This window comes from Vibrio tapetis subsp. quintayensis, assembly GCF_030409945.1.
Taxonomy (GTDB): Bacteria; Pseudomonadota; Gammaproteobacteria; order Enterobacterales; family Vibrionaceae; genus Vibrio; species Vibrio quintayensis.
Genome location: NZ_JAUFQV010000034.1, coordinates 14,421 through 38,933 on the forward strand (window position 1 = coordinate 14,421; position 24,513 = coordinate 38,933).

Consider the following 24,513-nt stretch of genomic DNA (forward strand, 5'->3'; position numbering starts at 1 on the left):
CAAACTAGACCGTCTAGTTTGATTGTTGTGAATATATTACACAATTGATAGGTAAAAGGTGTTTTATGCGGTATCAAAAACTTGCTTCCTTCTGCTTCGCGCTCTTTGCGACGCTTTTATTATCGGCGTGTTCGGAAACAGAGAAAGTTGAAGAACAACCGCACACTTTGTTGACAGTCCAAACCCAGCCAGTGGTAGAACACGAAAGCTATTCGGTTGATCGTGAATATGTTGGTGTTATCAACTCAGTCCAACGAGCAAATTTAGGCTTTGAATTATCGGGAAAGGTTTCTGATATTCGAGTCGATGTTGGTCAAACGGTAACGAAAGGCCAAGCGCTAGTGACCCTTGATACTCAGTTGCTAGGTTCTGAACTTAAAGAGCTACAGGCCCAGCTTGATGAAGTGAAAGCGCAGCAAAAGCTGACTCAAACGAACTTAAAGCGCCAGCACGCGTTGAAGAAAAAAGGCTTCAGTTCCGATTCAGAAATCGATTCATTAGTGAGTCAAAAAGAGGCGCTGGCGGCAAACCTATTACGTATTCAATCTTCCGTAGAAGCCAACAGGCTAAAAATACAAAAGTCGACCATTAGAGCCCCGTATGACGGCATCATTAGCAAGCGTTTTGTTTCGCTAGGTGACGTTGTTGGGGTAGGAACATCCACTTTTTCTCTGCTATCGACGTCAGGAAAAGAAGCGGTTATTGGTGTGAATAGCCAAGATTTAAAAGATATCCAAGCTCAAAGTGACTACGTCATTCGCGTGAGAGACCAAGTCTATCCGGCTCATTTAATCTCAAAAGCATCCAATATCGACGCAAAATCAAGAAGCATCAGTTTGCGCTTCTTATTGGACGATAATAATGCCGTATTAGATGGTGAACTGGCTTATCTTACGTTTGAAAAGCACTACCCTGAAAAAGGTTTTTGGTTACCGACCACGGCGCTCATTGATGGTATTCGAGGCACTTGGAACATTTATGCCTTGAATTCGGAAACGGACGAAAACCAAGTAGAACGCCGAGTGATCAACGTGCTATTTGCAAACAACGAATCGGTGTACGTGAAGGGTGGCCTAAATAATGGCGATCAAGTGATTACGACGGGGTTACACAAAGTTGTGCCCGGCCAATCCGTTTCAATCGCGAAGTAGGAGGTAAGATGAAATACGCATCGATACTTTCAAATACGCGCCTTATGGTGCTGGTTATCGCGTTTTTAATTGTGAGCGGTTTATCGGCTTTTAATACGTTACCTCGCGCAGAAGATCCGATTATTTCTAATCGAAATGCCACGATTACGACGGTCTTCCCCGGAGCCAGTGCCATACGAGTCGAATCATTGGTTACTGAAGTCATCGAGAACAAGCTTCGTCAAGTGAACGAGATTAACCTTATCACTTCGACTTCTCGTCTTGGTATCGCGGTTATTGGCGTGGAATTGCAAGATGAGATCACCGATCCCGAACCAATTTGGTCGAAAATCCGTGACAAACTTTCCGACGTGGAACGGGAACTACCCAGTGATGCACTCTCTCCGGAATTAGACAGCGATCATACCTATGCATTTACCACTATTTTATCGCTAGGCTGGCAGGGGGAAGGGGAAGCCGACTTACTGACATTAGGTCGTTACGGAAAAGAGCTAGCGACACGGCTACGCACTTTATCCGGTACGGAGTTTGTAGATCAATATGGTCTACCTGACGAAGAAATTGTGGTTAATTTTGATATTAACGACACGGCGACTTTAGGGGTTTCGGCGCAGCAACTAGCCGCGGCGTTAGAGGGAGCGGATGCCAAAAACTCAGCAGGAGAGTTGGTCAATTCATCAACACGTTTTGGTTTGGAGCTCTCTTCAAGCTTAGATTCTATTGAACGTGTCAGAAAAGTGCCGATTTCCATTGATGAAAACGGTCATACAGTACGCGTTGGTGATGTCGCCAATGTACAACGTGCAGCGAAAACGCCTTACGACGAATTAGCATTAGTGGATGGCAAGCCGGGTGTTATTGTGGGTGCTCGTATGCAGTCGACATTACGTGTGGATAAATGGACACCAGCCGCGATGAAGTTGGTTGATGATTTTCGCTTAGAACTGCCAAGCGACATCAAAGTGAACGTGTTGTATAGCCAGCAAGGTTACACCGAGCAACGTTTGGTTGAATTAGGTGAGAGCTTGCTCATTGGCTTTTGTTTGGTCTTGTTCGTGCTGTTGTTCACGCTAGGCATTCGAGCCGCAATCATCATTGCCCTCGCTTTGCCATTAACCATGCTGTTGACCCTATCGTTGATGAAGTACTTCGCTATTCCCATTAACCAAATGTCCCTGACGGGTTTCATTGTGGCGCTCGGAATCATGGTGGATAATGCGGTGGTGATGGTGGATACCATTCAAAGTTACCGTTTAAAGGGCATGCAAAAACTGGAATCAGCAATGGTCGCCATTGGGCATCTGTGGGTTCCGCTACTGGGTTCCACCTTAACGACGGTCTTTGCATTTGCGCCTATCTTCCTAATGGAGGGGGCGACAGGCGAATTTGTTGGCGCTATCGCATTAACCGTTTCTTTCTCGCTGGTGGGTTCGTATGTTATCTCGCATACGGTCATAGCGGCGCTGTCATGCGCCTACTTGCCAAGTAAACAAACCTCTTCTAGTTGGTACCAAACGGGCATTAGCATTCCTGCGATGAGTGCGTGGTTTGCTAAATCGGTGGCGCTTGCGATTCGTCACCCATTCTTGGCGATTGGGTTAGCATTAGTTCTACCGTTAACTGGGTATTGGAGTATGTCTCAACTGACGGAGCAGTTTTTCCCTGCCTCTGACCGTGACATGTTCGAAATCCAAGTGTATATGCCACCACAAGCGAGCATTTATGCTACGAAAGCCACAACGGAGCAGATCCATCAGTTTATCTTAGAAGATGAAGCGGTTGAGCAGGTGCAATGGATGATCGGCGCTTCATTCCCATCGTTTTATTACAACCTAGTGGCGGGTCAACAAAAAGCACCTTACTTCTCTCAGGCTATGGTGAAAACGACCCATTTTGAACAGGCGAATCGTCTGATCCCAGAGCTGCAAACGCAGTTGGATAAACGCTTCCCACAAGCTCAGATTCTAGTACGAAAACTGGAACAAGGCCCTCCGTTCAACGCGCCTATTGAATTGCGAGTATATGGTCACAACCTGGATACACTAAAAACCATCGGTGAAGATGTGCGATTGATTTTGTCGAGAATTCCATCGGTGACACACACTCGTGAAAGCTTGTCTTCAGGTATTCCTCAATTTAACGTCGACGTTGATGAAGAAGCGATTCAGATGAATGGCATGAACCTTAATCAGTTTGCGGGCTTATTACAGTCGACATTAGTGGGGCGAGAGAGTGGTAGCATCATTGAAGGGACAGAGTCGATCCCGGTAAGAGTTCGCGTACGTGATGAAGAACGAGAAAGCTATGACGATTTGAATAACCTGCGTTTTCCTTCTCCTGCATCCAATTCCGCAGGTTCCAGTGTTGGGGTCTCCGTTCTTAATTTATCGACCTTAGAATTGTCTCCAAGTAATGGCGGCATAACGCGACGAAATGGCGTTCGAGTGAATACCATTGAAGGCTACATAGATGCTGGCGTTCTTCCGCAAACGGTACTCGATCAGTTTAAAACTGAGCTAAAGAATTACGCATTCCCGGCGGGTTATCGTGTCGAGTTTGGTGGTGAAGCCGCCGAGCGTGATGAGTCTGTGGCCAAATTAATCGGCAATATATCTGTTGTCGTGGTGTTGATGATTTTAGTCATCGTGTTGTCGTTTAAATCCTTCCGATTAAGTGGGATCATTTTTGCTGTGGCAGGCCTTGCGGCAGGCTTGGGTATCTTGTCGGTATGGGTGTTTGATTATCCGTTTGGTTTCACTGTGATCATTGCGATGTTGGGTGTGATTGGCCTTGCGATTAATGCCGCTATTGTAATCTTGGCGGAATTGAGAGCCAGCGAAAAAGCCAGTGAAGGCGACCAAGAAGCGGTGCTAGAAGCGGTAATGAGTTGTACCCGTCATATAACCTCTACCACCATTACAACGATAGGTGGCTTTATGCCATTGATACTGGCTGGTGGTGGCTTTTGGCCTCCTTTTGCCGTGGCGATTGCGGGTGGTACAGCGTTGACCACAATCTTGTCGTTCTATTTTGTTCCTCCTATGTTTATGTTAGTCACCAAAATGCCAGTGCGTATCGCGTCTGTCAGCAATAGCTAGTTAACAAGTGCTAGTCACTAAAAAAGCCATCACTGAATCGTTCAGTGATGGCTTTTTTTAGAATTTTGAAGCCAAATTTAGCGCCTAAAGCCCAAACCCAATATTACGTAATTTACGAACCGAGCGTACGCCCCAGGCTTCTAAATTCGGTTTTGGTTGGCCTTTGTGTTCACCCAAGCAAACATAACCCTTAGATAAGTAGCGATAAAGAAAGTCGCCACAGTCTAGTTCAGCGGTTTTAGGGTTGGCTGGTATTTGAATGCGCTCTACTCGTAGATCGGTTGCCGTTTTAAACCTTGGGTATTCCGTTGACTTAACATCATGATTGTTCAAATCGTTGATTACTGCTTTGTCTGACATTTTTGCCATTGTTTTGCCAAAAAGCATGATAAGTCGTTTTTGTTGCTCTGAGGCAATAATGATCATTTCCACGAGTAGAACCTTTCTGTCTTGAATTAGCCGCAGATTGTACCTTGATTATTGTCAAGAGTGTCATTAATTACCTTGCACTAGAATGATAATCGTTATCATTAAGTCTAGTTAATACCTAGGCAAGATGATTTCACCATTGAATATCAATCTGAGTGGTTAAAGGGATATTAATGAAAACTCTTAGCAGCAACTCCCAATCCGATTCATTGGCCAAAGCTAATAAGCTATGGCTCAGTAAGATATGGCCCCACAACCGATACGGCAGCACGTCCGTGGTTAGCTTATTGGTTGGACAGGCCGCTTTATTGTTCGGGCATTCCGTCAATGCGGAGGACTTCATTCCGCAACCGTCGGCCCATGCAAAGCCAAGCCCATTTGCAGTAATGCCGCTATATGATTTGGGGCAGCCTGGAGGGGAAATGCCTTATGTGCAAGCACAAGCTCACCCAACCGAAGGTGCAATTGACACCGTTACAGCGACGAAAACACATAACGTGGTCGTCGGCAGTTCATATAACAGTGCGACGAATGGAAATGAAACCTTTGCTGATTTACGAAAAAAAACCAGTCAATTTTACGGACGAGCCATTGTCGTTGTTGAATCCGCAGACGGCTATAAAGGCGCTTCGGGTGAAGACGTTCGGTATGGTTATGATCGACAAGCTGGGCAATTTGTCGTAGGCGCAACGCCACGCTCGAGTACCGATGTAAAACTGGTCTACGTTCGAGACATCATCAAAGACAATAAAAACCCAACGGTTAAGGGCGTGCCCTATGCCAATGGTTCGGTTGTGATCGCAGAAGGATTTGGTGTCGACCCAGTAAACACCGACCGACAGATTGGCAAGCTTATCTGGGACGAAAAGTTCAATGGAGACACCGTAGAAGACATGCAATTGGAGATCTATTCGGTGTCGCTAGAGCGTAGCGCGGATAACTACAGCTTGAGAGACACTCAACAGCCAAAACAGCAAAGAGCGGAAATCGATAGGACGATGACCGGGCTGAAAGCGCAAACTAATTTGAATGTTTTGGATAGCAAAACCAACGTCAGTGTCCACTATTCCGATATTAACCATAATGCCAAACGCTACGGTGGGCCAAAAACGCCTGGGTTGGCTCACGTTTCCGCTTATCAGTACCCTGGTGTTGAAATGGGTGAGTGGCTAGTCGCAGCGACATCAAGGTTTGATGTCGCTAAGGATCAAACGTTCTCTTTTGGCTTGAATTACAAGCACGTTAAAGCCGATGCGACGAAAGCGACACTCGCGACCAGCACCCCAAATTCAGGGAACATGAGCGCTCTCGATCTTTACCGCTATTACTACGGAGATGTGGATTTATATCAAAGTGAAGGCCACGCCAGTGCGAAACTGCAATGGGATTACGATAATCAATCCGATCTCGCAGCCTACTTGTCGCTGGCAAACTTTGCTCGCTCACCGGACACTCAAGAGCGTTATTTTGCCGCGCCTTCATTTGTTGGTGTGACAGGATCACCAATGGGAACCAGTGCCCGAGCTGTAGGCAATCCGGATATTAACTGGGAGCAACATCGTCGCGTCGAAGCGGGTGCAACTCAATCGAGCCCAATGTGGGTAGATTATGGACGAACACGTGGTCATGGGCTGTCGTGGCAGTGGGATGCAACCGCCTATTATGACGATATCAAAGATTTCATCACCCGAGATAGAGCCAGAGGCCAAACGGACACAGGTGCGGCTGACTATGCTCGCATTTGGCGAAACGTAGACGCGACCATGAGCGGAGTGGATATAGATCTAAAAGCTAACTTAACGAAAAAATTGGCGTCCCGCTTAGCGCTTAACTTTACGGATGGAAAAAACACATCTGACGACAGAGCGCTTTATTATGTTGCCCCTTTTGAAGCCAATTTATTCTTTGATTACTTTGACTACCTTAACACGGGCGGAACATGGAATTTAGGGACTCAAATTCGATACGTAGCGGCTCAAAATGACGTTGATGACGACCCAACCTCAGGCAGTGGCTTTGATGCTGGGGAGACGGATGCATTTACCGTCATTAACTTGTACGCGTCAGCCCAAGTCTCTGACCGCGTTGGTGTCAAAATTGGCGTAAACAATCTCACCAACAAATCCTATACCGACTCAATGGCCAATTTTTCTTTAGAAGGCAATCGAGTGTTAGTAGAAGCTCCAGAACGACATTTTTATGCCGCTGTTACAGCCAACTTTTAAGGACGAATGAATATGAGCAAATCAAGAAGAGCTTTCCTACGTGATTGCGGATTAGTAGGGGCAACCATTGCTGGCAGTAGCATGGTGCCGGCAATAGCGTTCGCTGAGCAAAGTAAAAAACGAAAAGAGCTGACCATGTATGGGCCTCCCGTTGGCCCGTCTGTCACGTTAGCACACGCAGCAGAAACAGATGCACTGTCGGGCCTTGTAGAAAACCTGAACTTCAATACCTATCGAGATCCCGACGTACTAAGGACCCAGTTTATCTCTGGCCGTTGGGATTTGGCCGGAACGCCGAGTTATGTCGCGGCTAACTTATATAACAAGGGGATGAAAGTACGCCTCATGAACATTATGACATGGGGGCTGCTCTACATCATTTCAGCCGATGGATCAGTGAAAACGATCGAACAGCTAAAAGGGCAAGATCTTGTAATGCCATTTAAAGGAGATATGCCCGATTTGGTGTTTCAACACATTGCCAAGGAAAAAGGCATGGAGGATGGCAAAGATTATCGCTTGAACTACGTTGGAACGCCTTTTGAAGGCTTGCAATTGCTGCTTTCCGGTAGAGCGAAACACGCCGTGTTACCAGAACCTGCGGCAACGGCCGCATTATTGAAAGGCATGAAAGCGGCCAAAAAAATGAATCGTGCAGTGAGCCTTCAAGACGCGTGGGGAGAAGTCACAGGAGGCGCGGCTCGAATCCCGCAGGCAGGTATGATGATTTCAGAGGCATTACTCAACGAAATGCCAGACTTACCCAATCGATTGAATGCGTCATTAGCCCGTTCAACTCAATGGGTTGTCAATAACCCGACAAGCGCAGGGCGTTTGGGCGAGTCTTACTTGTCTTTAAAGGCGCCAGTGATAGAGCGTTCAATTCCCTATTCAAACTTTACCCTCGAAAAGGCGAAAGACATACAACCTGAAATTGAGCGTTTCTTTTCGATTCTTGCAAAATCCAACCCAGGGATCATCGGTGGTAAGTTGCCTGACGACGATTTTTATCTCGGTTGATAAGAGCGACGATGAGTAGATTGATAATTTGGCTAAAAAATTCATTCCATTATGTTTGGAGTGGATTTGGCGCACTGGCCAGTATTCTGGTCTTCTTTGCTTTCTGGGACTATGGCAATCATGTTTATGGTGATTTTATATTGCCGTCTCCCTTAGCTTCTTTAACTCGGTTGAAGGAGCTATTCGTTGATGGCAATGCGGGCGAGTACTTGTGGGTAACGACCTATCGAGCGTTGGTGGGTTTTGGCTTAGCGATTACGTTGGGTAGCCTTTTGGGCACCTTGTCTGGGCTATCTGCAACGTTATCAATGGCGGTACGGCCATTGGTGACCATTTTGATAGGTGTCCCCCCAATCGCTTGGATCGTCCTTGCTTTGCTCTGGTTCGGTGCTGATGACAGCACCGCCATTTTCACTATTACTGTGACGGCACTGCCGATTACTTTTGCTGCTGGTGTTCAAGGAGCAAGAACGTTGGATAAACGGCTAAGCGAAATGGCACATAGCTTCGGCGTGTCTCGATGGATGCTGTTCTACGATGTGCAATTCCCTCATATTCTGTCTTATTTATTTCCCTCTTGGATTACGGCTTTAGGCACTTCTTGGAAAGTGGTTGTGATGGCCGAGCTGCTCTCTAGTAATAGCGGAGTCGGCGCTGGCCTCGCTTCTGCTAGGGTCAATATCGATACCGCCGCAACCATGGCATGGATTGTTGCCATCGTATCTGTGTTACTTATCGCGGAATACGCTGTATTTGAACCCATTAAACGTAAAGTGGAGAAATGGCGTGAATCGGACTAAAAAGTTGAGCGTAAACCAGCTAAGTTATGCGTTTGATGGCAAGCCAGTACTCGAAGATATGAGTCTTGAACTGGAACAAGGCAAGGTGCTTGCGATCGTGGGCCGCTCTGGTTGCGGAAAAACCACGTTATTAAACCTAATAGCCAACTTACTTGACGATGAAAACCATAGCATTATCAGCAGCTTTGAGAGCACCGCTGTTCTTTTTCAAGACCCTAGACTATTGCCGTGGAAAAACTGCAAAGACAACATCAGTTGGGGGATGAAAGCACAAGGTGTCGCTCGTGGTGAACGAGAAATAGCCGCAATTAAATTGGCAAGTGAGGTCGGGCTGCATGATGAAGATCTTGCCAAGTATCCTCATGAATTGAGCGGTGGGATGAAACAAAGGGTAGCGATGGCCCGTTCATTTGCTGTAAAGCCAGAGTTGCTTTTACTTGATGAACCCTTTAGTGCGTTAGATATTGGCCTAAAAGAGGATCTTTATGATCTCTTAATCTCTGAAATTGAACACAGGGGGCTCACGGTTCTCTTCATTACTCATGACATCATGGAGGCCATTCGGCTTGCGGATGAAGTCATGGTATTAACCGATAAGCCCGGTAGGCTGGCTCATCGCCATGTTATTGACCGTCCAAGAAAGCAACGAGATCAGGATTATCTGTATGGCAGTGCTCTGAACCTTCTAAAAATAGATTCGGTAAAGTCTGCTTTTCAAACCGGAGAATCTTATGCCACTTCGCGCTAGCTGGGCCGATTTCGATTCTGAGCTTTATCGCTCTGGATTTCGACCTTTTTTTCTTCTTACCTCGGTTTACGCAACGCTACTTTTTGGGTTTGGTGATCTTTGGTTATCCATAGCCAGTACGCCTTCAAATGGTCAAGCTTTGCCCATAGAGAGCGTAGACATCTGGTTTGTGCATGAACTGGTTTTGGGGGTAGGGATGTGCGGTTTGTCTGGATTCTTATTAACGGCTTTTCCAGCTTGGACCGGATCAAACAAGGTCGAGTCAAAAAAACTCGGCATGCTGGTGGTAAGCTGGATGTTGGCGCGGATTTCAGCATGGTTATTGCCCATTGCTGGAGAGTGGCCTCTTGTGATGACAAACCTACTGTTCATCACGTTGCTACTCAAGTTTTTAGCACCATCGATTGTAGAAAGGAAGCATCGCAAGCATAGGATCTTTTACTATCAACTTTGTTTGCTGACCTCGGTTGTGTTTATCGGTTATTACTTTTGGTTAACGGATAACTTGGCCACCACTCTGACGTTAATGGATACCAGTGTGGGCTTACTTATTGTTTTGCTTTTGACGGTGCTGAGCAGGATGTCGATGGTGATAGTGAACCATGCAATCCGTCGATATCAAGTTCCTGATGTCTGTCATGTAGCGAAACCGACCAGACGCAACTTTGCCATTTCAATTATCTTAGGTTATTTGGCCGTGAATATCGCTATGGGTGGCGGTTCAATTTCGGGTTGGCTGGCGTTGGCTTCAGCGGCGGCGGTTTTGAATATCCTTAATGATTGGCACTTGCCCAAAGTATGGCGTGACGTTTATTTCCAACTTGGGTACAGCCTCTATATTTTGATCGCCGCTGGATTTTCTGTGATCGGTGTAAACGCCATTTTGGGCCAGACAGAAAATATGACGGCCATGAGTCATGTATTTTCAGGTGTCATGAGCGCAGCGTTACTGTTAATTATGCTGGTCGTTGGACAAAAGCATACAGCACATCAACTGAGCTACAGCCCTAGCATTAAGCTCATGATGATGCTTGTAGTATTGCCTTTAGTCGCCCAGTTAGTAGAGCTTTTTGGATTGGATATTTCATTTGGCAAAAGTGATGACATTGCTATGGTGATGAGTTTTGTTATTTACTTCATTGTCTTTCGAAGCACTTTGGCATCCGCAAGAATTGATGGCAAAGAAGGGTAACGATGATATTGAGGAGTGGATGTCATTGAAGCTTGATTGGTTCTTAAGAAGAACATGCGCCAACCACGATAATCAGCATCGCAGACGGTAGTGGATGACGCGTGTTGGGTTATTTGGGTTCTCTTAACAAATACAGCATTAGTTTAAGCGAGGTTTTGGCGGTAATGCTGTGGGGGAGGTGAGCATCCATGTGAACCCACGCGCCGGCCTTCAATTCTTTCGATTCTTCTTCAAAAGTAAAGGTGCATTCCCCTTCCAATATTTGCGCAATAGCAGGGACAGCAGCCGTGTGTTCAGACATCTCCTCGCCCTCAGCGAAGCCAAAAATGACACCTCGTAGACGTTTACTTTTGTACACTGGGCAACTGGTGATACCCGCTTTAGGAATATCAACCTGATCGGCTAGGTCTTCATATAAAGTGTATTCAAACATAGCTACTTTACCTTTTTTGCTACAAGCGTGATGGCGGATAGGTTGTCTTTGTGTTTACGAAACACTGATCGCATCCCTATCACACGTTTTCTTGCTTCTGGCTTAGTGAGTAGGTTTTTAACGATCTTTAAGAAACCGAACAGGCCTTCATCATCAATCATGCGCTTTGGTTCAAGTAAGTGCATTGGAGAGACCGCTTCAAACTCAATTTCGAAACCGTTAGCTTCCATTAAGTGTTTCCACTCGCTAGGGGTTAGTGGTTTGGCTGGGTGTTGAATGGTTTCAGAAATGTCTTTTTGAATGACACGCTTTTGATTGTCATCGATGCCATCAGGGGAAATACACAGTTCGTGAATACCATATCGGCCGCCATTGGCTAAGATACGAGCCGCTTCTGCCACTATGTCATTTTTCTTGGGGTCTGACTGCATGGTGAGCATAGCTTCACCATAAACGACGGTTGCTTGCGCGTGTTCTAATCCAGTTTCTTGAGCACTGCCGACATGACAAATTTGTTCATTGCCAGTCAAGTAAGAGCGGACAATATTGGCGGCCTGTTCGTTTTGCTCAATTGCGGTATAGGTATTTGGAGATTTCGCTAAACACAAGCGAGCGGTGTATCCCATTCCTGGAGCAAACTCTACAACGTTATCGGCGCGAGTAATCGCTAAGTTGCTCAGCATTTTCAAGGTAAGGTCTTTGCCACCGGGGCGAAGTACTTTCTTACCTAATTGAGCGAGAACCCAGTGGCCCGGTGTTTTTGATGTTTCTCTCGTTTCATTTGGCATTGCTAGATTTTCAGACATAGATACTCCTACGCGAAAAGAATAATGGGCACCATGATGGCGAGTATCGCGAAAAGGCTGATTAACCGAAATGCATGACTGATACTGTCCATAAGTGCTCCGTATTTGTTGACTAGGGGGTAATAATGATTATCATTTGTATTGTATGAGCTTGTAAGCAGTAGTGTGCTTGATAATTATCAAGCTGAAGGAGGCCAAAATGCCGTGCTCCATAATTTCTTTGTTAAATGCCGATCAGAAAGAAAAACTGTTTGAGTCGAAAGTGTCGATCCGATGTGTCGCGGGTGAACAATTATTCAATAAAGGTGATAACGCGACGACCATGTATTTGATCGAAAAAGGAAAAGTTACGCTTTATCAACTGATGCCAAATGGCGATGAAAAACTGTTTAAAGTGTTCTTAGCAGGGGAGTTGATTGCTGAAATGGCCATGTTTATGGAGCCAAGAAAGTACCCTATGAGTGCTCGTGTAGAGCAAGATACAGACATACTCGGCTTTGATTACGAAGACGTTCTGAGTGTTTTCTCAGGCTCTCCTGAGGTGTCTTTGAAAGTAATGAATTACATGAGTAATAAGATCTGTCACTTAATGAGTACGTTGAACATATTAACTCAGGTGAACGCGAATCAGAGGTTGGTAATGAAGTTGGCGGAGCTTTATCGTGCTCAAGTAGCAACCAAAGGTAAAGTGTCTTTGCCAGTAACAAAAAAGCTATTGGCTACTCAGTTAGGAATGACGCCAGAAACCCTTTCTCGTGCGATAAAAAAACTCAAAACTGACGGCTATATGATTGAAGCCGGTAACCAAATTACCTTACCAGATATTCCATCTCTTTGTCGCTCTGTTGACTTAACGTCTGAGATATTTCGGCATTAAATAAGCATGCCATTTGGCTTCAACAATGAACATCTTCTAGCTTGTCTGCTTCAGCAAATCCTCTCAGAATATTGATAAGCGTAATCAGAGAAAAGACCATAATCACCATAGACAGGTGCCAAGCTTGGTTAAGCCCTAATTGCACTAAAGACATGCTGACAAGAGATGAAACGATCATTTGCCCTCCGCCAGACATGGCCGCCGCCGCACCTGCTTGTTTTTTGTATGGCAACATAACCATAGATTGGGCGCAGGGAAGCGCGATGCCGTTACCCAATATCATCAACCACTGACCAAGCATCAAATGAAACGGTTCTACCGGGCAGAAAAACAGCCAAATCGCCCCTGCCAAATGCAGTACAGGAGTGCAAAGCAGCATTTTTTTGGAGCCAATTAAAGGGCGAACACGGTTACAAATTGTGGTGCCCATTAACATGCCCACGGCAGGGATTAATGCCCACATCGCGTATTCGTCTGATGTCATGCCAATTTGGTCTTGCATGATAAAGGGCATCACCGAAACGATGGTGATCATCAAACTAAAATTAAGCCAGCTGATGCTTGCAAAACTCATGAAGTATTTTGATGAGAGCAATTGCCAGTATTGATGAGCCATCTTCTTGGGTGAAGGAATAGCAGAGGTGTGTTTTATGGTTTCTTTAAATAATATCGCAATGGCGATCCAAGCAATGACCACGTAGCCGAACAGCGAAATAAACACCATTGACCAGCCAAAATGAAAGTTAATGAACCCACCAATGACCGGCGCCATTAACGGAGTGATGGAAGCGGCCATCGCAATATAAGACATGGCAATGGGCAACTGTGCTCCACTAAAGTTATCTCGGGTTGAAGCGCGCGCGAGCACGGCGCAACAGCCGGTTCCGAGCCCTTGCAAAAATCGGCCAAGTACCATGCCCTCAAAGTCGTCTCTAAATATAATGATCATCACCAAGCCTGCCAGCGCAATCAGTAAACCAAACAAGAGCACTTTTTTACGGCCTAGTGCATCGGAAATGGGGCCGTACAAGAATTGAGATGGCCCAAACCCAAGTAAATAAATACTTACAAGCAATTGTGTTTCGTTTAATGAAATACCGAAATCTTTCGCGATCCAAGGAAGGGACGGAAAGACTAAGCCCATGCTTAATTGGCCAATACTGATGATAAGGCAAGCAAGTAGAATGGTTTTGACGTTTATCTTTGTTGGCATGAAAGCGTGACTTTTACAGATATGAACTCAATAGATGATCCACATTAGCAGGTAAATTGAATGGGTTATATATCTGAACACAAAAAAGGCACCTCACTGTGGAGGTGCCGAGCATCCTAAACTTCTAAATAGGAAGTGGGGGTAGGAGTTAACTTATTTGTTTAAGCTTGAGCTGTTTTTTCAGCTTTTGCGTCGCCCATTTTCTTAAGCGCAGCGTAACCAAAGCCTGTAACAGCTGTACCTGCGGCAATCGCGACTAAGTACATAAGCACGGGCGTGATTGCGCCTGGAATAAGCAGAACAAACAAACCGCCGTGTGGAGCCATCAGTTGTGCGCCAAACAGCATAGAAAGCGCGCCCGTTAATGCGCCACCGGCCATACAAGCAGGAATAACACGCATTGGATCTTTGGCTGCAAATGGAATTGCACCTTCAGAAATAAAGCAAAGACCCAGAACAAAAGAGGCTTTACCTGCTTCACGCTCGCCTGCTTCAAACTTGTCTTTTACAAGGAAAGTCGCAAGACCCATACCAAGAGCCGGAACCATACCCGCCGCCATAATTGCCGCCATCGGAGCGTATGTTTGAGAAGCCAATAGACCCACACCAAATGTGTACGCTGCTTTGTTTACTGGGCCACCCAAATCGAAACACATCATAGCGCCAAGGATCACACCCAGTAGAATCGCGTTAGACGTGCCCATGTTGTTCAGGAAGTCCGTCATCGCCGACATAACACTAGCAACAGGGCCACCGACCACATAAATCATGACTAAGCCAGTAAACAAGCTCGCGATAAATGGAATGATAAGAATGGGTTTTAAGGCTTCCATCGACTGAGGAAGTTGTACTTTGTCTGCAATTAACTTAGCGGAGTAACCGGCAATGAAACCTGCGGCAATACCACCTAAGAATCCGGCACCTGTAGAGCTTGCTAACATGCCACCAATCAGACCCGGCGCTAAACCTGGACGGTCAGCAATTGAAAAGGCAATGAAACCAGCAAGAACGGGGATCATCAGAGCAAATGCTGAACCGCCACCTATGGTCATCAAGGATGCGGCCAGTGTGCCTTCTTCTTTAAACGCTTCGATGCCGAATACAAACGAAAGTGCAATGATCAAACCGCCAGCCACAACAACAGGCAGCATGTGAGATACGCCGGTCATTAAGTGTTTGTAGATACCTTTGTTTTCTTCTGATGAAGAGTCAGAAGCCTTGCCCGTGTGCTGGTACACACTTGCCTGAGCAAAGGCCTTTTCCATTTCCTGTTCCGTCTTTTTCAACGCAGGGCTGGTGGTTGTTTTGTACAGCTTCTTACCGTTGAATCGATCCAGCGGCACTTCGATGTCGGCTGCGATGATCACAAGGTCGGCATCGGCAATTTCTTGATCGGTTAGCTGGTTTTTCGCACCAACAGAGCCACGAGTTTCAACCTTGATTTGATGGCCTAGGCGTTTACCTTCATTTTCTAGCGCTTCAGCGGCCATGAAAGTATGCGCAACACCAGTAGGGCAAGCGGTAATGGCAACAATTTTCTTCGTTGCCGTGGCTGTTTCAGCACTCAGCGCTTGCGAGTTCGCCCCCAATGTTACGGCTTTATCAGAACTTAGCATCTCAGCGTTATCGGCAGCGAGTTGCAAAAATGCTTTTGCGTCTTCAGTACAAGCGGATATATCAGCTTGGTAGACGTTCTTTCCTACAAAACGGTGTGTATCAATTGGCGTGTTTGCCGCGATAACGATCAGCTCTGCATCATCAATGGTATTGGTAGAAAGTGGGGCAGATGGCATCACACTAGACTGGCATTCAATCGATGCGGTCCAGTTTAATGCTTTAGCGGCTTGTTCCAGCAACCCTGCTGCGATAATGCTGTTTGCGACGCCACTTGGGCACGCGGTAATAATGGCAATATTCATAATGTTAACCCTTAGTCCTTACTGCTAGCCGCTTGGCTTAGCGTGTGTATTTGGATTTGTTTTTTCACGTCGTCTAGCTCTTGTTGGCTAGTCAGTCCCACGCCCACTTGAGAAACAGCAAGCGCAGATAATGCGGTAGAAAATGTGAGCAATTCTGTTTTTTCCATATGTTGCATGTGGCCCCAGCACAGCCCAGCGACTAACGTATCGCCAGCGCCAACGGTACTCACTACGTTCATTTTTGGTGGTGCGCAGCGCAGCCATTCATTATTGTTGAGCCACATCACGCCGTCTGCACCCATCGATACCACGATGTTATCTATCCCTTTACTTGCAAGGTTTTGAGCTGCTTGTTGGCATTGCTCCGGCGTTTCTAAGTGGCTGCCAACGAATTGAGAGAGCTCTTCATCGTTAGGTTTAATAAGCCATGGGTGGGCATCTAACCCTGCAGCTAGCGCATCGCGGCTACTATCAAATAGCACTTTCTTGCCTAACTGGTGCAGTTTTTCGATCCAGCTTGCGCATAATTCAGGCGAGATCCCATTAGGCAAGCTGCCTGCAATAACGAAGTACTCGTGGTCGTCTGCTAGCTCAAATAACGTGTGTTCAAATTGCGTTATGGCTTCAGAGTCTACGTGGACACCAGGGAAGTTGATGTCGCTAACACGGCCATTTTCTTCAACCAGTTTCACATTGATTCGTGTAGCTCCTGCAACGCGAATAAAGCGGTCTGTTGCGCCCAAAGTGTCAAACAGTTGAACAAATTTCTCTTGGTTGTCTTGGCCCAAAAATCCAGTCACGGTAACGTCTGCGCCGAGTTCAGACAGAACTTTTGCAACGTTAACGCCTTTACCCGCGGCATGAAGTGAGCCTTTGTTCACTAGGCTTACTGAACCTGCATTAAGCGCATCAATACTGCCCGTTAAGTCCAACGCTGGGTTTAACGTAATAGTGACGACTTTAGCTTGCGCTTTGTTGTTCATCGCTTTCATTTCTAGCGTCCTTCACCTAGGCCAGATGCAATGGCGTTGCCAATGGCTTCAATGGCTTGCGGGGCATCGGCACCCTCTGCGGTAAACTGCAACTGATGGCCATGTTTCACGCCAAGCGCGATCACTTTCATCAGGCTTTTTGCATTAACGGCTTTGTTCTCGCCATCGATGTTGGCCACTTGAATGGTGGACTCAAACTTCTTCGCTTCAGCGACAAGCATCGCACCAGGGCGAGCATGCAGGCCGTGTGTATTTTTAATCTTAAACGTGGCTGTGGTGCCAGCGCTTGAAACAGGAGCTGCTTCATTTTTAAGTAATGCAATCAGCGCATCGGTTTTCGCTGTAATAATCGCTTCTTGTTTGCCTTCAAAAACCAATTGGCTCAGAGTGTGCAAGATGGATTGGTGAGCGGTATTACATGCTGCGAATGCCACTAAGGCTTTCACTTGAACCCCATCGAACTCGCAATCGTTAGCGGTAGAAACAAAAGAAACACCCGTACGAGTCACGCCTTTATTGCTGCCAATTAGCCAAAGCCCTTTGCCTAGGTGAGTAGGGGATTTAGTTACTAAATCAGCAACAAAATCGTTGCTGGCACAGCCTGTGTTTTTTAACAAACCACCTGCGACCGCCGTCATTTGAATCATGTCGCTTGCAGGGAATAAATGCTGCACGAGTGAGGCATCAAAAACGGCTTCAAGTTGCAGTTCGCCATTTAATAGTGCAATGACATCAGCAGCAGAAGCGGCCATTTTTAGTTGGGCTTCTACGCCGTCAGCAGACAACACTTTGGTGAGCTGCTTTAGAATGCCAAGGTGCTCATCAGACTTAGCCGCAATACCAATCGCAATGTAAACTAGGTTGCCTTCACCCCAATCAATGCCTTGTGGGAAATGGTGAACCGTCACGCCCGTTTGTTTTACTAAACCACGTGTGTCTGTTGTACCGTGTGGAATAGCAATGCCATTGCCAAGAAAAGTCGAGTTTTGATTCTCTCGGTTTAACATGCCTTCAACGTAACCGGCTTGTACCAAATTCTTCTCGGCTAAGTCTTTGGCGATGTGTTTGATTGCCTCGAATTTGTCGGATGCTGATTGGCGCATCGTGATGTCGTTTTGAGTTAATGTCAGCATGTGGCCTCTTTGCGTATTCGCTTGCGTAATGGGGTAAATCTCGATTCAGCTAGCTCGGCTATTAAGTTGCTCAACGCTGCTTTAAGTACTAACTGAATCGATTCAGCATTTGGTTTAAAAAAATTCAGCAAACCGTTTTCTCATCTAAATTAGAGTGAGATGTACCATTTACCTTGGTTGGTTATGTGACTAGTCACACCTTTTACTGTTTTGCTGAATCCTTTCAGCTTTTATACTGAATCGATTCAGCGTATAATTCAACTTATCAAAGGATCAAATCTATCGTTCTATGATCCGCCGCACAAAATTAAACCCAATAAAGGCAGTACATATGACATTAGATGAAGTAGCAAAACTGGCCGGAGTCTCTAAAACCACAGCCAGCTATGTCATTAACGGTAAGGCTAAAAAGTACCGAATCAGTGAAAAAACGCAGCAAAAAGTCATGGCCGTGGTGGAGCAACATAACTACCGTCCTGATCATGCGGCTTCGTCACTTCGTGCTGGCAATAGCCGTTCATTTGGTTTGATTATTCCCGATCTGGAAAACACCAGTTACGCTCGTTTAGCAAAATTGCTCGAACAAAATTCACGTAAAGCTGGGTATCAAATCCTGATAGGGTGCTCAGATGACGAACCAGAAACCGAAATCAAAGTGGCCGAGGCACTAGTAAGTAGGCGCATTGATGCGCTGTTTGTTGCCAGTGCCATACCCAACGCCAGCGAGTACTACTTAAAGTTGCAAAACTCTGGCACTCCGGTGATTGCCATTGACCGTCCGTTAGACGACGAGCACTTTTCTTGCGTACTCAGCGAAGATTTCAGCGCTGCGTTTGAACTCACCCAATCTTTGATGAGTGACAGCGTAAAAACCATTGGGCTGATAGGCGCACTGCCTGAATTGAACATTTCACGTGAACGTCAGCAAGGGTTTGAATCCGCGATTAAAGCGCAAAATAAACAAGCTAAAATTGGTTATGGTGAGCATTTTAACGCCGAAGAGGGCAAGGCGGTTTTGCAACAATGGCTGGCGAACAATACCGTGCCTGATGCTATTGTTACCACTTCATATACTCTGCTAGAAGGGGTATTAGATGTATTGGTAGAAAAGCCTGAATTAATGCAAACCGTTAAACTGGCAACCTTTGGTGATAACCGCTTATTGGACTTTCTACCAACCAAAGTGAACTCTTTGCCCCAGCAGTTTGAAGTGATCGCAGACAGCGCCTTAGCTTTGGCACTGAATGCCTCCGCAAAACGCTATCAAGCGGGTATTGAGCTAGTGCCAAGGAAGATTCGGGTTCGGGCGTAGAGCTCTGGCTCACATGATAATCAGAACAAACGGCAATGCACTGCTGAGTGCGATGAGTCGGTTTCAAATCAATGTGCTAGACGGCTTTTCCAATGACGAACATGTTGGATAAATGCGTCGACTCTTGCAGGTCGTTTATCTCGATGTCGTAAAAAAGGCCGCCACCGACTTCTCGAAAAATCTAAAGTAGATTGCTATGATGAATTAACATGGATGTGGATTTCAACCAATGGCGACCCCAATAAAATGACGGAATATTCAGATAACTTCGCTCAGCCTGCTGAGCTAGATTTAACGCCAGCCAAAAAGCTATGGCAGAACCCATTAGTTTATCTGCTCGCCTTTTCCAGTGGATTTTCAATCATGGGAATTGAATTATTGGGCGGAAGGATCTTAGCACCTTACTTTGGTTCTAGTGTTCATATCTGGGGTAGTATCATTACCGTCTTTATGCTGAGTCTCTCCTTTGGCTATTTGCTTGGAGGGAGGCTTTCTACTCGTAACCCTAGCTTGAGAACATACGGATTGATATTCGTTATTGCGGGTATCACTGTTACCCCAATTTGGCTGCTTGCAGAGCCGATTATGGAAGTGATATTTCTCTCAGTGGAGGATAGCCGCTATGGTTCACTGCTTGCCTCCGTTGCTCTCTTTTTTATTCCTACCATTATCTTAGGCATGATATCTCCTTACTCTGTACGGCTTTTGGTGGAAAACCACCACAAAAGTGGTCAAGTCGCAGGTGCGCTTTACTTTGTCTCTACCCTTGGCAGTGCGCTTGGGACGATTATGACGTCGTTTTACTTCATCCTATGGTTTGAGGTAAATACGATCATTATTGCGTTCAGTAGTTTGCTTGTCTTACTCGGGGTAGGCGCTATTGGGCTACATACTTTCAAACTCACAACCATGGACTCTGAAAGCGATGCGAGGCGACAGGATGTTTAAACGAAACAAAGTTCTCACAGCAGCCGCTTGTTTAGTTGTAGGTTTTACGTCACCCGTAACCGCGGAAGTGATTCATCAAGAACGCTCGCTCTATCGTGATATCGTTGTTGAAGATATCGACGACGTGCGCTGTCTAAAGTTCAACAACAAGAGCAAAGCGCTTACTCAGAGCTGTATGTATAAGAGTGATCCACAACGGCTCTATTTTGTGTATACCAAATTATTGTTCTCAGCGTTACTCACCATCGACGATCCACAAAATGTACTTGTTATAGGCTTAGGTGGTGGAAGCATGTCGAATGCGCTGCATAAGATTTATCCGAGCATACAAATCGATAATGTTGAGATTGACCCGTCGGTAGTCAAGGTTGCAAGAGACTACTTTGATTTCTACGAAAGCGATGACATAAAGTCATACACTCAAGATGGGCGCATTTTCATTAAGCGGGCTTTGTTGAAAAAACAGCAATATGATTGGGTGATCCTCGACGCTTACAATGGAGACTACATTCCTGACCACCTTCTCACTGAGGAGTTTTTGCAGGAAGCAAAGTCTCTCCTATCGCCAAATGGTGTCCTTACCGCAAACACCTTTGTCAGTAGTCAATTGTACGGGCATGAATCCGCGACTTATCAATCAGTATTCGGGCATTTTTACAATGTACGCTTTGACGATAACCAAAACCGAGTAATCCTGGTTAAGAACTGGGAAACCGCACAAGAGTTGGAATTTTCATCCCCAGCGACAACTAAGAAATTGCAACAACGTATAGCGGTCTTGAAAGATAAAGTTGCACCGATGGATGTTGATCTACAAATGCTAAGTCAACTGTTTTCATCTACTAAAGATGCACAGGATTGGGACAGCAATACCAGGGTATTAACCGATCAATATTCGCCAGCCAATTTATTGAATGCCAGTAATTAAGCGCTCAGACCTTGGTTAATCCCGTCTTCATTTGCAAACAAAAGGCGAAGGGAAATTTGAATCCTCTCGCCTATTTTCGCTCAATAGGTCATGGCAGCCGCTAAGGCATTTTCATCCAGCAATGCTTGGCTTTTAAAGCGACCTTCCCAAAAGTACCCAGTACAGGTAATTTGATATGCATATCATCACCTATTAATTCGAGTTAAGAAAATATTCGAATACGGTGGCCGTCAGGATCGATGGCCACAAAGTTAATGCCATATACAGATTCTTCACGTTCTTGAGCAAACTCAACCCCTTGCTGGCTCCATTTATCAAATAGAGAATCAAGCTCATCTTTGTCTGTGACGGGGATAGAAAGCTCAGTTCCCCCGCCTTTAACTGTACTGGCCGGAGTCAGTGCATCAGTCTGCTTGAGTGTGATTTTAACGTTGCTGGCAAAGTCCAGCGCGGCAAACGTCGGAGATAGAAGCTTAGGTTCACAGTTGAAAGCTTTAGCGTAGAACGCCATGCTACGTTGGACATCTTCAACATATAAGACGATTGAATCGAGTGAGAACATAGGGAGCTCTTAAGGTCAGTGGAATTGAAATGCCAGCATAGCAGGCTCGACTGACAGCTTTTGTCATGAGTGATGGTGCTGATTATGGATTACTACTAGCAACACCATACGGTGGGGCAACGGATGTATTCTCTGATTATCTGTATGATCATAACTTATCTAAATTCGAATTAAGATTACAATTTGTTAACAACTCGCTTGCTTAATTTTATTGCCACTGCCAATCTAGCTCTGCATTTTAAAAGGAGAAGATCATGCAGTGGAAAACAAAACTAACAACCCTCGCCACTTCTACCCTAATTTTTGCCTCTCACGTCAGTTGGGCAAATCAAGTAGCCGATTCCGTCGCCCCCGAACAAAGCAGTGGGTTAGAAACCAAGCAACTCGTTAAAGCTAACGATTGGATGGTCACCGCAGCCAACCCGCTGGCCACACAAGCGGGTGCGGATGTACTCGCTCGTGGTGGTAACGCCATTGATGCGATGGTTGCCGTACAACTTATGCTTGGTTTGGTAGAACCTCAGTCATCAGGTATCGGCGGTGGGGCATTCCTTGTTTATTTTGATGGTAAAGGCAAGCAGCTCGAAACTTACGATGGCCGCGAAACCGCACCACTTGATGCAACCCCCCGTTTATTCCAAGACGAAAATGGACAACCGCTGAAGTTCTATGATGCCGTTGTTGGCGGTCGTTCCGTTGGCACGCCGGGCACGGTGCAATTGCTGTGGGATACTCACCAGAAATACGGCAAGCTAGAGTGGTCGTCGCTGATTAAGCCCATCGCTCAACTGGCTGAAAACGGTTTTACCATTAGCCCGCGTTTAGCAACCCTAATTGATAATGACCAAAAGCGCCTAAGCCGCTTTGCAACGACCAAAGCCTACTTCTTTAATGCCGATGGCAGCCCGAAAACAGCAGGGACGCTGCTTAAGAATCCTGAATACGCAGCGACATTAGACGCTATCTCGAAGAACGGGGCTAAAGCCTTCTATCAAGGCGAGATCGCGGCCGACATCATCAATACGGTACAAACTGCGAAAGGGAACCCGGGCGTATTGGCGCAAAAAGACTTAGACGCGTATTCAATTAAACAGCGAGAGCCTGTTTGTTCCGCTTATGAGAGTTACCAAGTTTGTGGCATGGGGCCACCAAGTTCAGGTGCCTTAACGGTTGGGCAAATCTTAGCGATGACCGAGAAATTTGACCTAAAAGGGTGGGGACCCAACGACGCAAAATCTTGGCAGGTATTAGCAGACGCGTCTCGTCTAGCCTTTGCAGACCGAGGCATGTACATGGCAGACCAAGACTACGTGCCAATGCCGACAAAAGGGTTAGTCAATACGGACTACTTGCATGAACGTGCCCAGTTAATTACCGCAGGTAAAGCATTAGACAGCGCGCCTTCTGGCACGCCTCCGTGGGATCATGCAATGCAAAGAAGCCAAGATGTTTCTATTGAGCTGCCTTCCACCAGTCACTTCAATATTGTAGATAGCGATGTCAATGTCGTCTCAATGACCACCACCATTGAGAACGCATTTGGCTCACGCCTTATGGTGAGAGGTTTCCTACTCAACAACGAACTGACGGATTTCTCATTTAAAACGCACAATGATGGCAAGCCTATTGCTAACCGTCTTGAGCCGGGTAAGCGTCCACGTTCTTCGATGGCACCGACCATCATCATGCAAGACGACAAACCTTACATGGCGATTGGTTCTCCGGGAGGTAGCCGTATCATAGGCTATGTGGCACAAGCCATTATTGCTCATACTCAATGGGACATGGATATTCAGCAGGCCATCAATCAGCCGCACTTCCTAAACCGCTTTGGGACGTTAGATCTGGAAAAAGGCACATCGGCGGAAAGCTTCAAACCTGAACTAGAAAAGATGGGGTTTAAGGTCAACATTCGCGATCTTAACTCAGGTTTACACGCGATTCGTCTCACAAAAGACGGCCTAGAAGGCGCTGCCGATCCTCGTCGCGAGGGGGCGGCGATTGGGCAATAGGGGATAATTCTCTTTTTTACTCACTGCCTTGTGCGAGCACTCTAACAAGGTAGTGGGTTAATAGGGTGATGACTTCAATATATTGATCTGCGTACCCAACGCGAACCTAAACCAAATAAAGCACCATTAGTCAGCTAAGGCACTCTTTTTCCTGAAAGGCCGTATGAGGTGTAAGTACACGCCAATCGCATAGAAAAATAGCGCGCCTGATTTTGCCCAAGCAATGACTAAGTCTTGCTTGGCTCCCAACGCTTCATACTCGGCGTTAGAAAGATACGGGTCATCGAACGGCACGATGCCCATCGACCAAATAATTACGCCTGCAGATAGCACTGAAACTAAAATAACATGCAGTGTCAGTTTCGCTATCGATTCCAGTACTTTGATTTTATTCAATATATTAACTCGGAAATAGTAGTGTTCGCTCTCAATGAGCATCAACTTTTGGTGATCGTATTACTGTTTTTAATGACACTTTGTGCCGAGACTACAACAACCCCTGACGTCGTAACAACATGAACATACACCAAATAGTACTTAAGGTAACAGTATGGACAGATACCAAATTGTACTTAGGGGATCTGTTCCGTCAATTCCACTTCAATACCAGATTTAGAGTGGTCTCATTTTGCATAGTGCATAAGTAGCATTACGAGTTTTGTCATTACTGAGGGATCTTGACGGGATAAGTACCAATCGATTCTGTCATGCTCTT

21 protein-coding genes and 1 pseudogene are annotated in these 24,513 nt (G+C 46.0%); 12 read left to right on the forward strand and 10 right to left on the reverse strand.

The annotated features are described in order from the left end of the window. The first annotated feature begins 65 nt into the window (after positions 1–65). The gene (locus QWZ04_RS17320) at positions 66–1,151 is read left to right on the forward strand and encodes an efflux RND transporter periplasmic adaptor subunit (protein WP_290329520.1); all 1,086 of its coding nucleotides are present in this window, start codon (positions 66–68) and stop codon (positions 1,149–1,151) included. Between the two features lie 8 nt (positions 1,152–1,159). Further along, positions 1,160–4,249, forward strand: a complete 3,090-nt coding sequence (locus QWZ04_RS17325) for an efflux RND transporter permease subunit (RefSeq protein WP_290329521.1) — start codon at positions 1,160–1,162, stop codon at positions 4,247–4,249. Positions 4,250–4,333: 84 nt separating this feature from the next. Here QWZ04_RS17325 and QWZ04_RS17330 read toward each other — a convergent pair whose 3' ends face one another. After that, positions 4,334–4,675 (reverse strand): hypothetical protein, encoded by a 342-nt coding sequence (locus QWZ04_RS17330; RefSeq protein WP_231897910.1) that lies wholly within the window; start codon positions 4,673–4,675, stop codon positions 4,334–4,336. 176 nt (positions 4,676–4,851) lie between these two features. Here QWZ04_RS17330 and QWZ04_RS17335 point away from each other — a divergent pair, with 176 nt between their 5' ends. From QWZ04_RS17335 to QWZ04_RS17355, 5 genes are read left to right on the forward strand one after another with little or no spacing between them, the layout of a single operon-like run. Further along, positions 4,852–6,903 (forward strand): TonB-dependent receptor domain-containing protein, encoded by a 2,052-nt coding sequence (locus QWZ04_RS17335; RefSeq protein ID WP_290329522.1) that lies wholly within the window; start codon positions 4,852–4,854, stop codon positions 6,901–6,903. A gap of 12 nt (positions 6,904–6,915) precedes the next feature. Continuing rightward, the gene (locus QWZ04_RS17340) at positions 6,916–7,923 is read left to right on the forward strand and encodes an ABC transporter substrate-binding protein (protein ID WP_290329523.1); all 1,008 of its coding nucleotides are present in this window, start codon (positions 6,916–6,918) and stop codon (positions 7,921–7,923) included. 11 nt (positions 7,924–7,934) lie between these two features. Beyond that, a complete protein-coding gene (locus QWZ04_RS17345) occupies positions 7,935–8,723 on the forward strand; it encodes an ABC transporter permease (RefSeq protein ID WP_102522461.1) in 789 nt (262 codons plus the stop codon). Further along, positions 8,710–9,471 carry an ABC transporter ATP-binding protein gene (locus tag QWZ04_RS17350; RefSeq protein ID WP_290329524.1) on the forward strand — a complete coding sequence of 254 codons (762 nt, stop codon included), beginning with the start codon at positions 8,710–8,712 and terminating at the stop codon, positions 9,469–9,471. Before QWZ04_RS17345 ends, QWZ04_RS17350 begins: the two co-directional genes overlap by 14 nt. After that, positions 9,455–10,663, forward strand: a complete 1,209-nt coding sequence (locus QWZ04_RS17355) for an NnrS family protein (RefSeq protein ID WP_290329525.1) — start codon at positions 9,455–9,457, stop codon at positions 10,661–10,663. The genes QWZ04_RS17350 and QWZ04_RS17355 overlap by 17 nt, the downstream gene beginning before the upstream one ends. Positions 10,664–10,772: 109 nt before the next feature. Here the strand turns inward: QWZ04_RS17355 and QWZ04_RS17360 are convergent, their stop codons facing one another. Together QWZ04_RS17360 and QWZ04_RS17365 are read right to left on the reverse strand one after the other, a co-directional pair. Then, the gene (locus QWZ04_RS17360) at positions 10,773–11,096 is read right to left on the reverse strand and encodes a cupin domain-containing protein (protein WP_102522458.1); all 324 of its coding nucleotides are present in this window, start codon (positions 11,094–11,096) and stop codon (positions 10,773–10,775) included. A 2-nt stretch (positions 11,097–11,098) separates the two neighbouring features. After that, entirely contained in the window at positions 11,099–11,902 is an 804-nt protein-coding gene (locus QWZ04_RS17365; RefSeq protein ID WP_290329526.1) for a methyltransferase domain-containing protein, read from the reverse strand. A 199-nt stretch (positions 11,903–12,101) separates the two neighbouring features. Here QWZ04_RS17365 and QWZ04_RS17370 point away from each other — a divergent pair, with 199 nt between their 5' ends. Further along, positions 12,102–12,779, forward strand: a complete 678-nt coding sequence (locus tag QWZ04_RS17370; protein ID WP_290329527.1) for a Crp/Fnr family transcriptional regulator — start codon at positions 12,102–12,104, stop codon at positions 12,777–12,779. 19 nt (positions 12,780–12,798) lie between these two features. Here QWZ04_RS17370 and QWZ04_RS17375 read toward each other — a convergent pair whose 3' ends face one another. The 4 genes from QWZ04_RS17375 to fruB all read right to left on the reverse strand — a co-directional run bounded on the left by QWZ04_RS17375 (position 12,799) and on the right by fruB (position 18,036). After that, positions 12,799–13,992 (reverse strand): multidrug effflux MFS transporter, encoded by a 1,194-nt coding sequence (locus tag QWZ04_RS17375; protein ID WP_290329528.1) that lies wholly within the window; start codon positions 13,990–13,992, stop codon positions 12,799–12,801. A gap of 161 nt (positions 13,993–14,153) precedes the next feature. Continuing rightward, the gene (fruA, locus tag QWZ04_RS17380; protein WP_290329529.1) at positions 14,154–15,911 is read right to left on the reverse strand and encodes a PTS fructose transporter subunit IIBC; all 1,758 of its coding nucleotides are present in this window, start codon (positions 15,909–15,911) and stop codon (positions 14,154–14,156) included. Positions 15,912–15,922: 11 nt separating this feature from the next. Next, positions 15,923–16,894: a 1-phosphofructokinase gene (gene pfkB, locus QWZ04_RS17385; protein ID WP_290329536.1), complete on the reverse strand. Its 972-nt coding sequence runs from the start codon at positions 16,892–16,894 to the stop codon at positions 15,923–15,925. Positions 16,895–16,905: 11 nt separating this feature from the next. Then, a complete protein-coding gene (gene fruB, locus QWZ04_RS17390; protein ID WP_290329530.1) occupies positions 16,906–18,036 on the reverse strand; it encodes a fused PTS fructose transporter subunit IIA/HPr protein in 1,131 nt (376 codons plus the stop codon). A 331-nt stretch (positions 18,037–18,367) separates the two neighbouring features. On the opposite strand from fruB, the gene cra reads away from it, so the two are divergent. The 3 genes from cra (at position 18,368) to QWZ04_RS17405 (ending at position 21,224) form a co-directional block, all read left to right on the forward strand. After that, a complete protein-coding gene (cra, locus tag QWZ04_RS17395) occupies positions 18,368–19,348 on the forward strand; it encodes a catabolite repressor/activator (RefSeq protein ID WP_353958864.1) in 981 nt (326 codons plus the stop codon). A gap of 213 nt (positions 19,349–19,561) precedes the next feature. Next, positions 19,562–20,296, forward strand: a complete 735-nt coding sequence (locus QWZ04_RS17400; protein WP_290329531.1) for a fused MFS/spermidine synthase — start codon at positions 19,562–19,564, stop codon at positions 20,294–20,296. Continuing rightward, positions 20,289–21,224, forward strand: coding sequence for a spermidine synthase (locus QWZ04_RS17405; protein WP_290329532.1), 936 nt, complete (start codon positions 20,289–20,291; stop codon positions 21,222–21,224). Before QWZ04_RS17400 ends, QWZ04_RS17405 begins: the two co-directional genes overlap by 8 nt. An 83-nt stretch (positions 21,225–21,307) precedes the next feature. Here the strand turns inward: QWZ04_RS17405 and QWZ04_RS23500 are convergent. Together QWZ04_RS23500 and QWZ04_RS17410 are read right to left on the reverse strand one after the other, a co-directional pair. Next, a pseudogene (locus QWZ04_RS23500) lies at positions 21,308–21,388 on the reverse strand (Mobile element protein); the annotation flags it as partial. Positions 21,389–21,426: 38 nt separating this feature from the next. After that, positions 21,427–21,786, reverse strand: coding sequence for a VOC family protein (locus QWZ04_RS17410; protein WP_290329533.1), 360 nt, complete (start codon positions 21,784–21,786; stop codon positions 21,427–21,429). 254 nt (positions 21,787–22,040) lie between these two features. Here QWZ04_RS17410 and ggt point away from each other — a divergent pair, with 254 nt between their 5' ends. Next, positions 22,041–23,798, forward strand: a complete 1,758-nt coding sequence (ggt, locus tag QWZ04_RS17415) for a gamma-glutamyltransferase (RefSeq protein ID WP_290329534.1) — start codon at positions 22,041–22,043, stop codon at positions 23,796–23,798. A 126-nt stretch (positions 23,799–23,924) separates the two neighbouring features. On the opposite strand, the gene QWZ04_RS17420 is transcribed toward ggt, so the two are convergent. After that, positions 23,925–24,194, reverse strand: coding sequence for a hypothetical protein (locus tag QWZ04_RS17420; RefSeq protein ID WP_290329535.1), 270 nt, complete (start codon positions 24,192–24,194; stop codon positions 23,925–23,927). Between the last annotated feature and the right edge of the window lie 319 nt (positions 24,195–24,513).

Excerpts from the sequence above, each read along its gene's own strand:
- QWZ04_RS17330 (WP_231897910.1), bottom strand. The coding sequence starts at position 4,675 with ATGATCATTATTGCCTCAGAGCAACAAAAACGACTTATCATGCTTTTT.
- QWZ04_RS17405 (WP_290329532.1), top strand. The coding sequence starts at position 20,289 with ATGTTTAAACGAAACAAAGTTCTCACAGCAGCCGCTTGTTTAGTTGTA.
- QWZ04_RS17355 (WP_290329525.1), top strand. The coding sequence starts at position 9,455 with ATGCCACTTCGCGCTAGCTGGGCCGATTTCGATTCTGAGCTTTATCGC.
- QWZ04_RS17365 (WP_290329526.1), bottom strand. The coding sequence starts at position 11,902 with ATGTCTGAAAATCTAGCAATGCCAAATGAAACGAGAGAAACATCAAAA.
- cra (WP_353958864.1), top strand. The coding sequence starts at position 18,368 with ATGACATTAGATGAAGTAGCAAAACTGGCCGGAGTCTCTAAAACCACA.
- QWZ04_RS17340 (WP_290329523.1), top strand. The coding sequence starts at position 6,916 with ATGAGCAAATCAAGAAGAGCTTTCCTACGTGATTGCGGATTAGTAGGG.
- QWZ04_RS17335 (WP_290329522.1), top strand. The coding sequence starts at position 4,852 with ATGAAAACTCTTAGCAGCAACTCCCAATCCGATTCATTGGCCAAAGCT.
- pfkB (WP_290329536.1), bottom strand. The coding sequence starts at position 16,894 with ATGAACAACAAAGCGCAAGCTAAAGTCGTCACTATTACGTTAAACCCA.
- QWZ04_RS17345 (WP_102522461.1), top strand. The coding sequence starts at position 7,935 with ATGAGTAGATTGATAATTTGGCTAAAAAATTCATTCCATTATGTTTGG.
- QWZ04_RS17360 (WP_102522458.1), bottom strand. The coding sequence starts at position 11,096 with ATGTTTGAATACACTTTATATGAAGACCTAGCCGATCAGGTTGATATT.
- ggt (WP_290329534.1), top strand. The coding sequence starts at position 22,041 with ATGCAGTGGAAAACAAAACTAACAACCCTCGCCACTTCTACCCTAATT.
- QWZ04_RS17410 (WP_290329533.1), bottom strand. The coding sequence starts at position 21,786 with ATGTTCTCACTCGATTCAATCGTCTTATATGTTGAAGATGTCCAACGT.
- QWZ04_RS17325 (WP_290329521.1), top strand. The coding sequence starts at position 1,160 with ATGAAATACGCATCGATACTTTCAAATACGCGCCTTATGGTGCTGGTT.
- QWZ04_RS17375 (WP_290329528.1), bottom strand. The coding sequence starts at position 13,992 with ATGCCAACAAAGATAAACGTCAAAACCATTCTACTTGCTTGCCTTATC.
- QWZ04_RS17370 (WP_290329527.1), top strand. The coding sequence starts at position 12,102 with ATGCCGTGCTCCATAATTTCTTTGTTAAATGCCGATCAGAAAGAAAAA.
- QWZ04_RS17400 (WP_290329531.1), top strand. The coding sequence starts at position 19,562 with ATGTGGATTTCAACCAATGGCGACCCCAATAAAATGACGGAATATTCA.
- fruA (WP_290329529.1), bottom strand. The coding sequence starts at position 15,911 with ATGAATATTGCCATTATTACCGCGTGCCCAAGTGGCGTCGCAAACAGC.
- QWZ04_RS17320 (WP_290329520.1), top strand. The coding sequence starts at position 66 with ATGCGGTATCAAAAACTTGCTTCCTTCTGCTTCGCGCTCTTTGCGACG.
- fruB (WP_290329530.1), bottom strand. The coding sequence starts at position 18,036 with ATGCTGACATTAACTCAAAACGACATCACGATGCGCCAATCAGCATCC.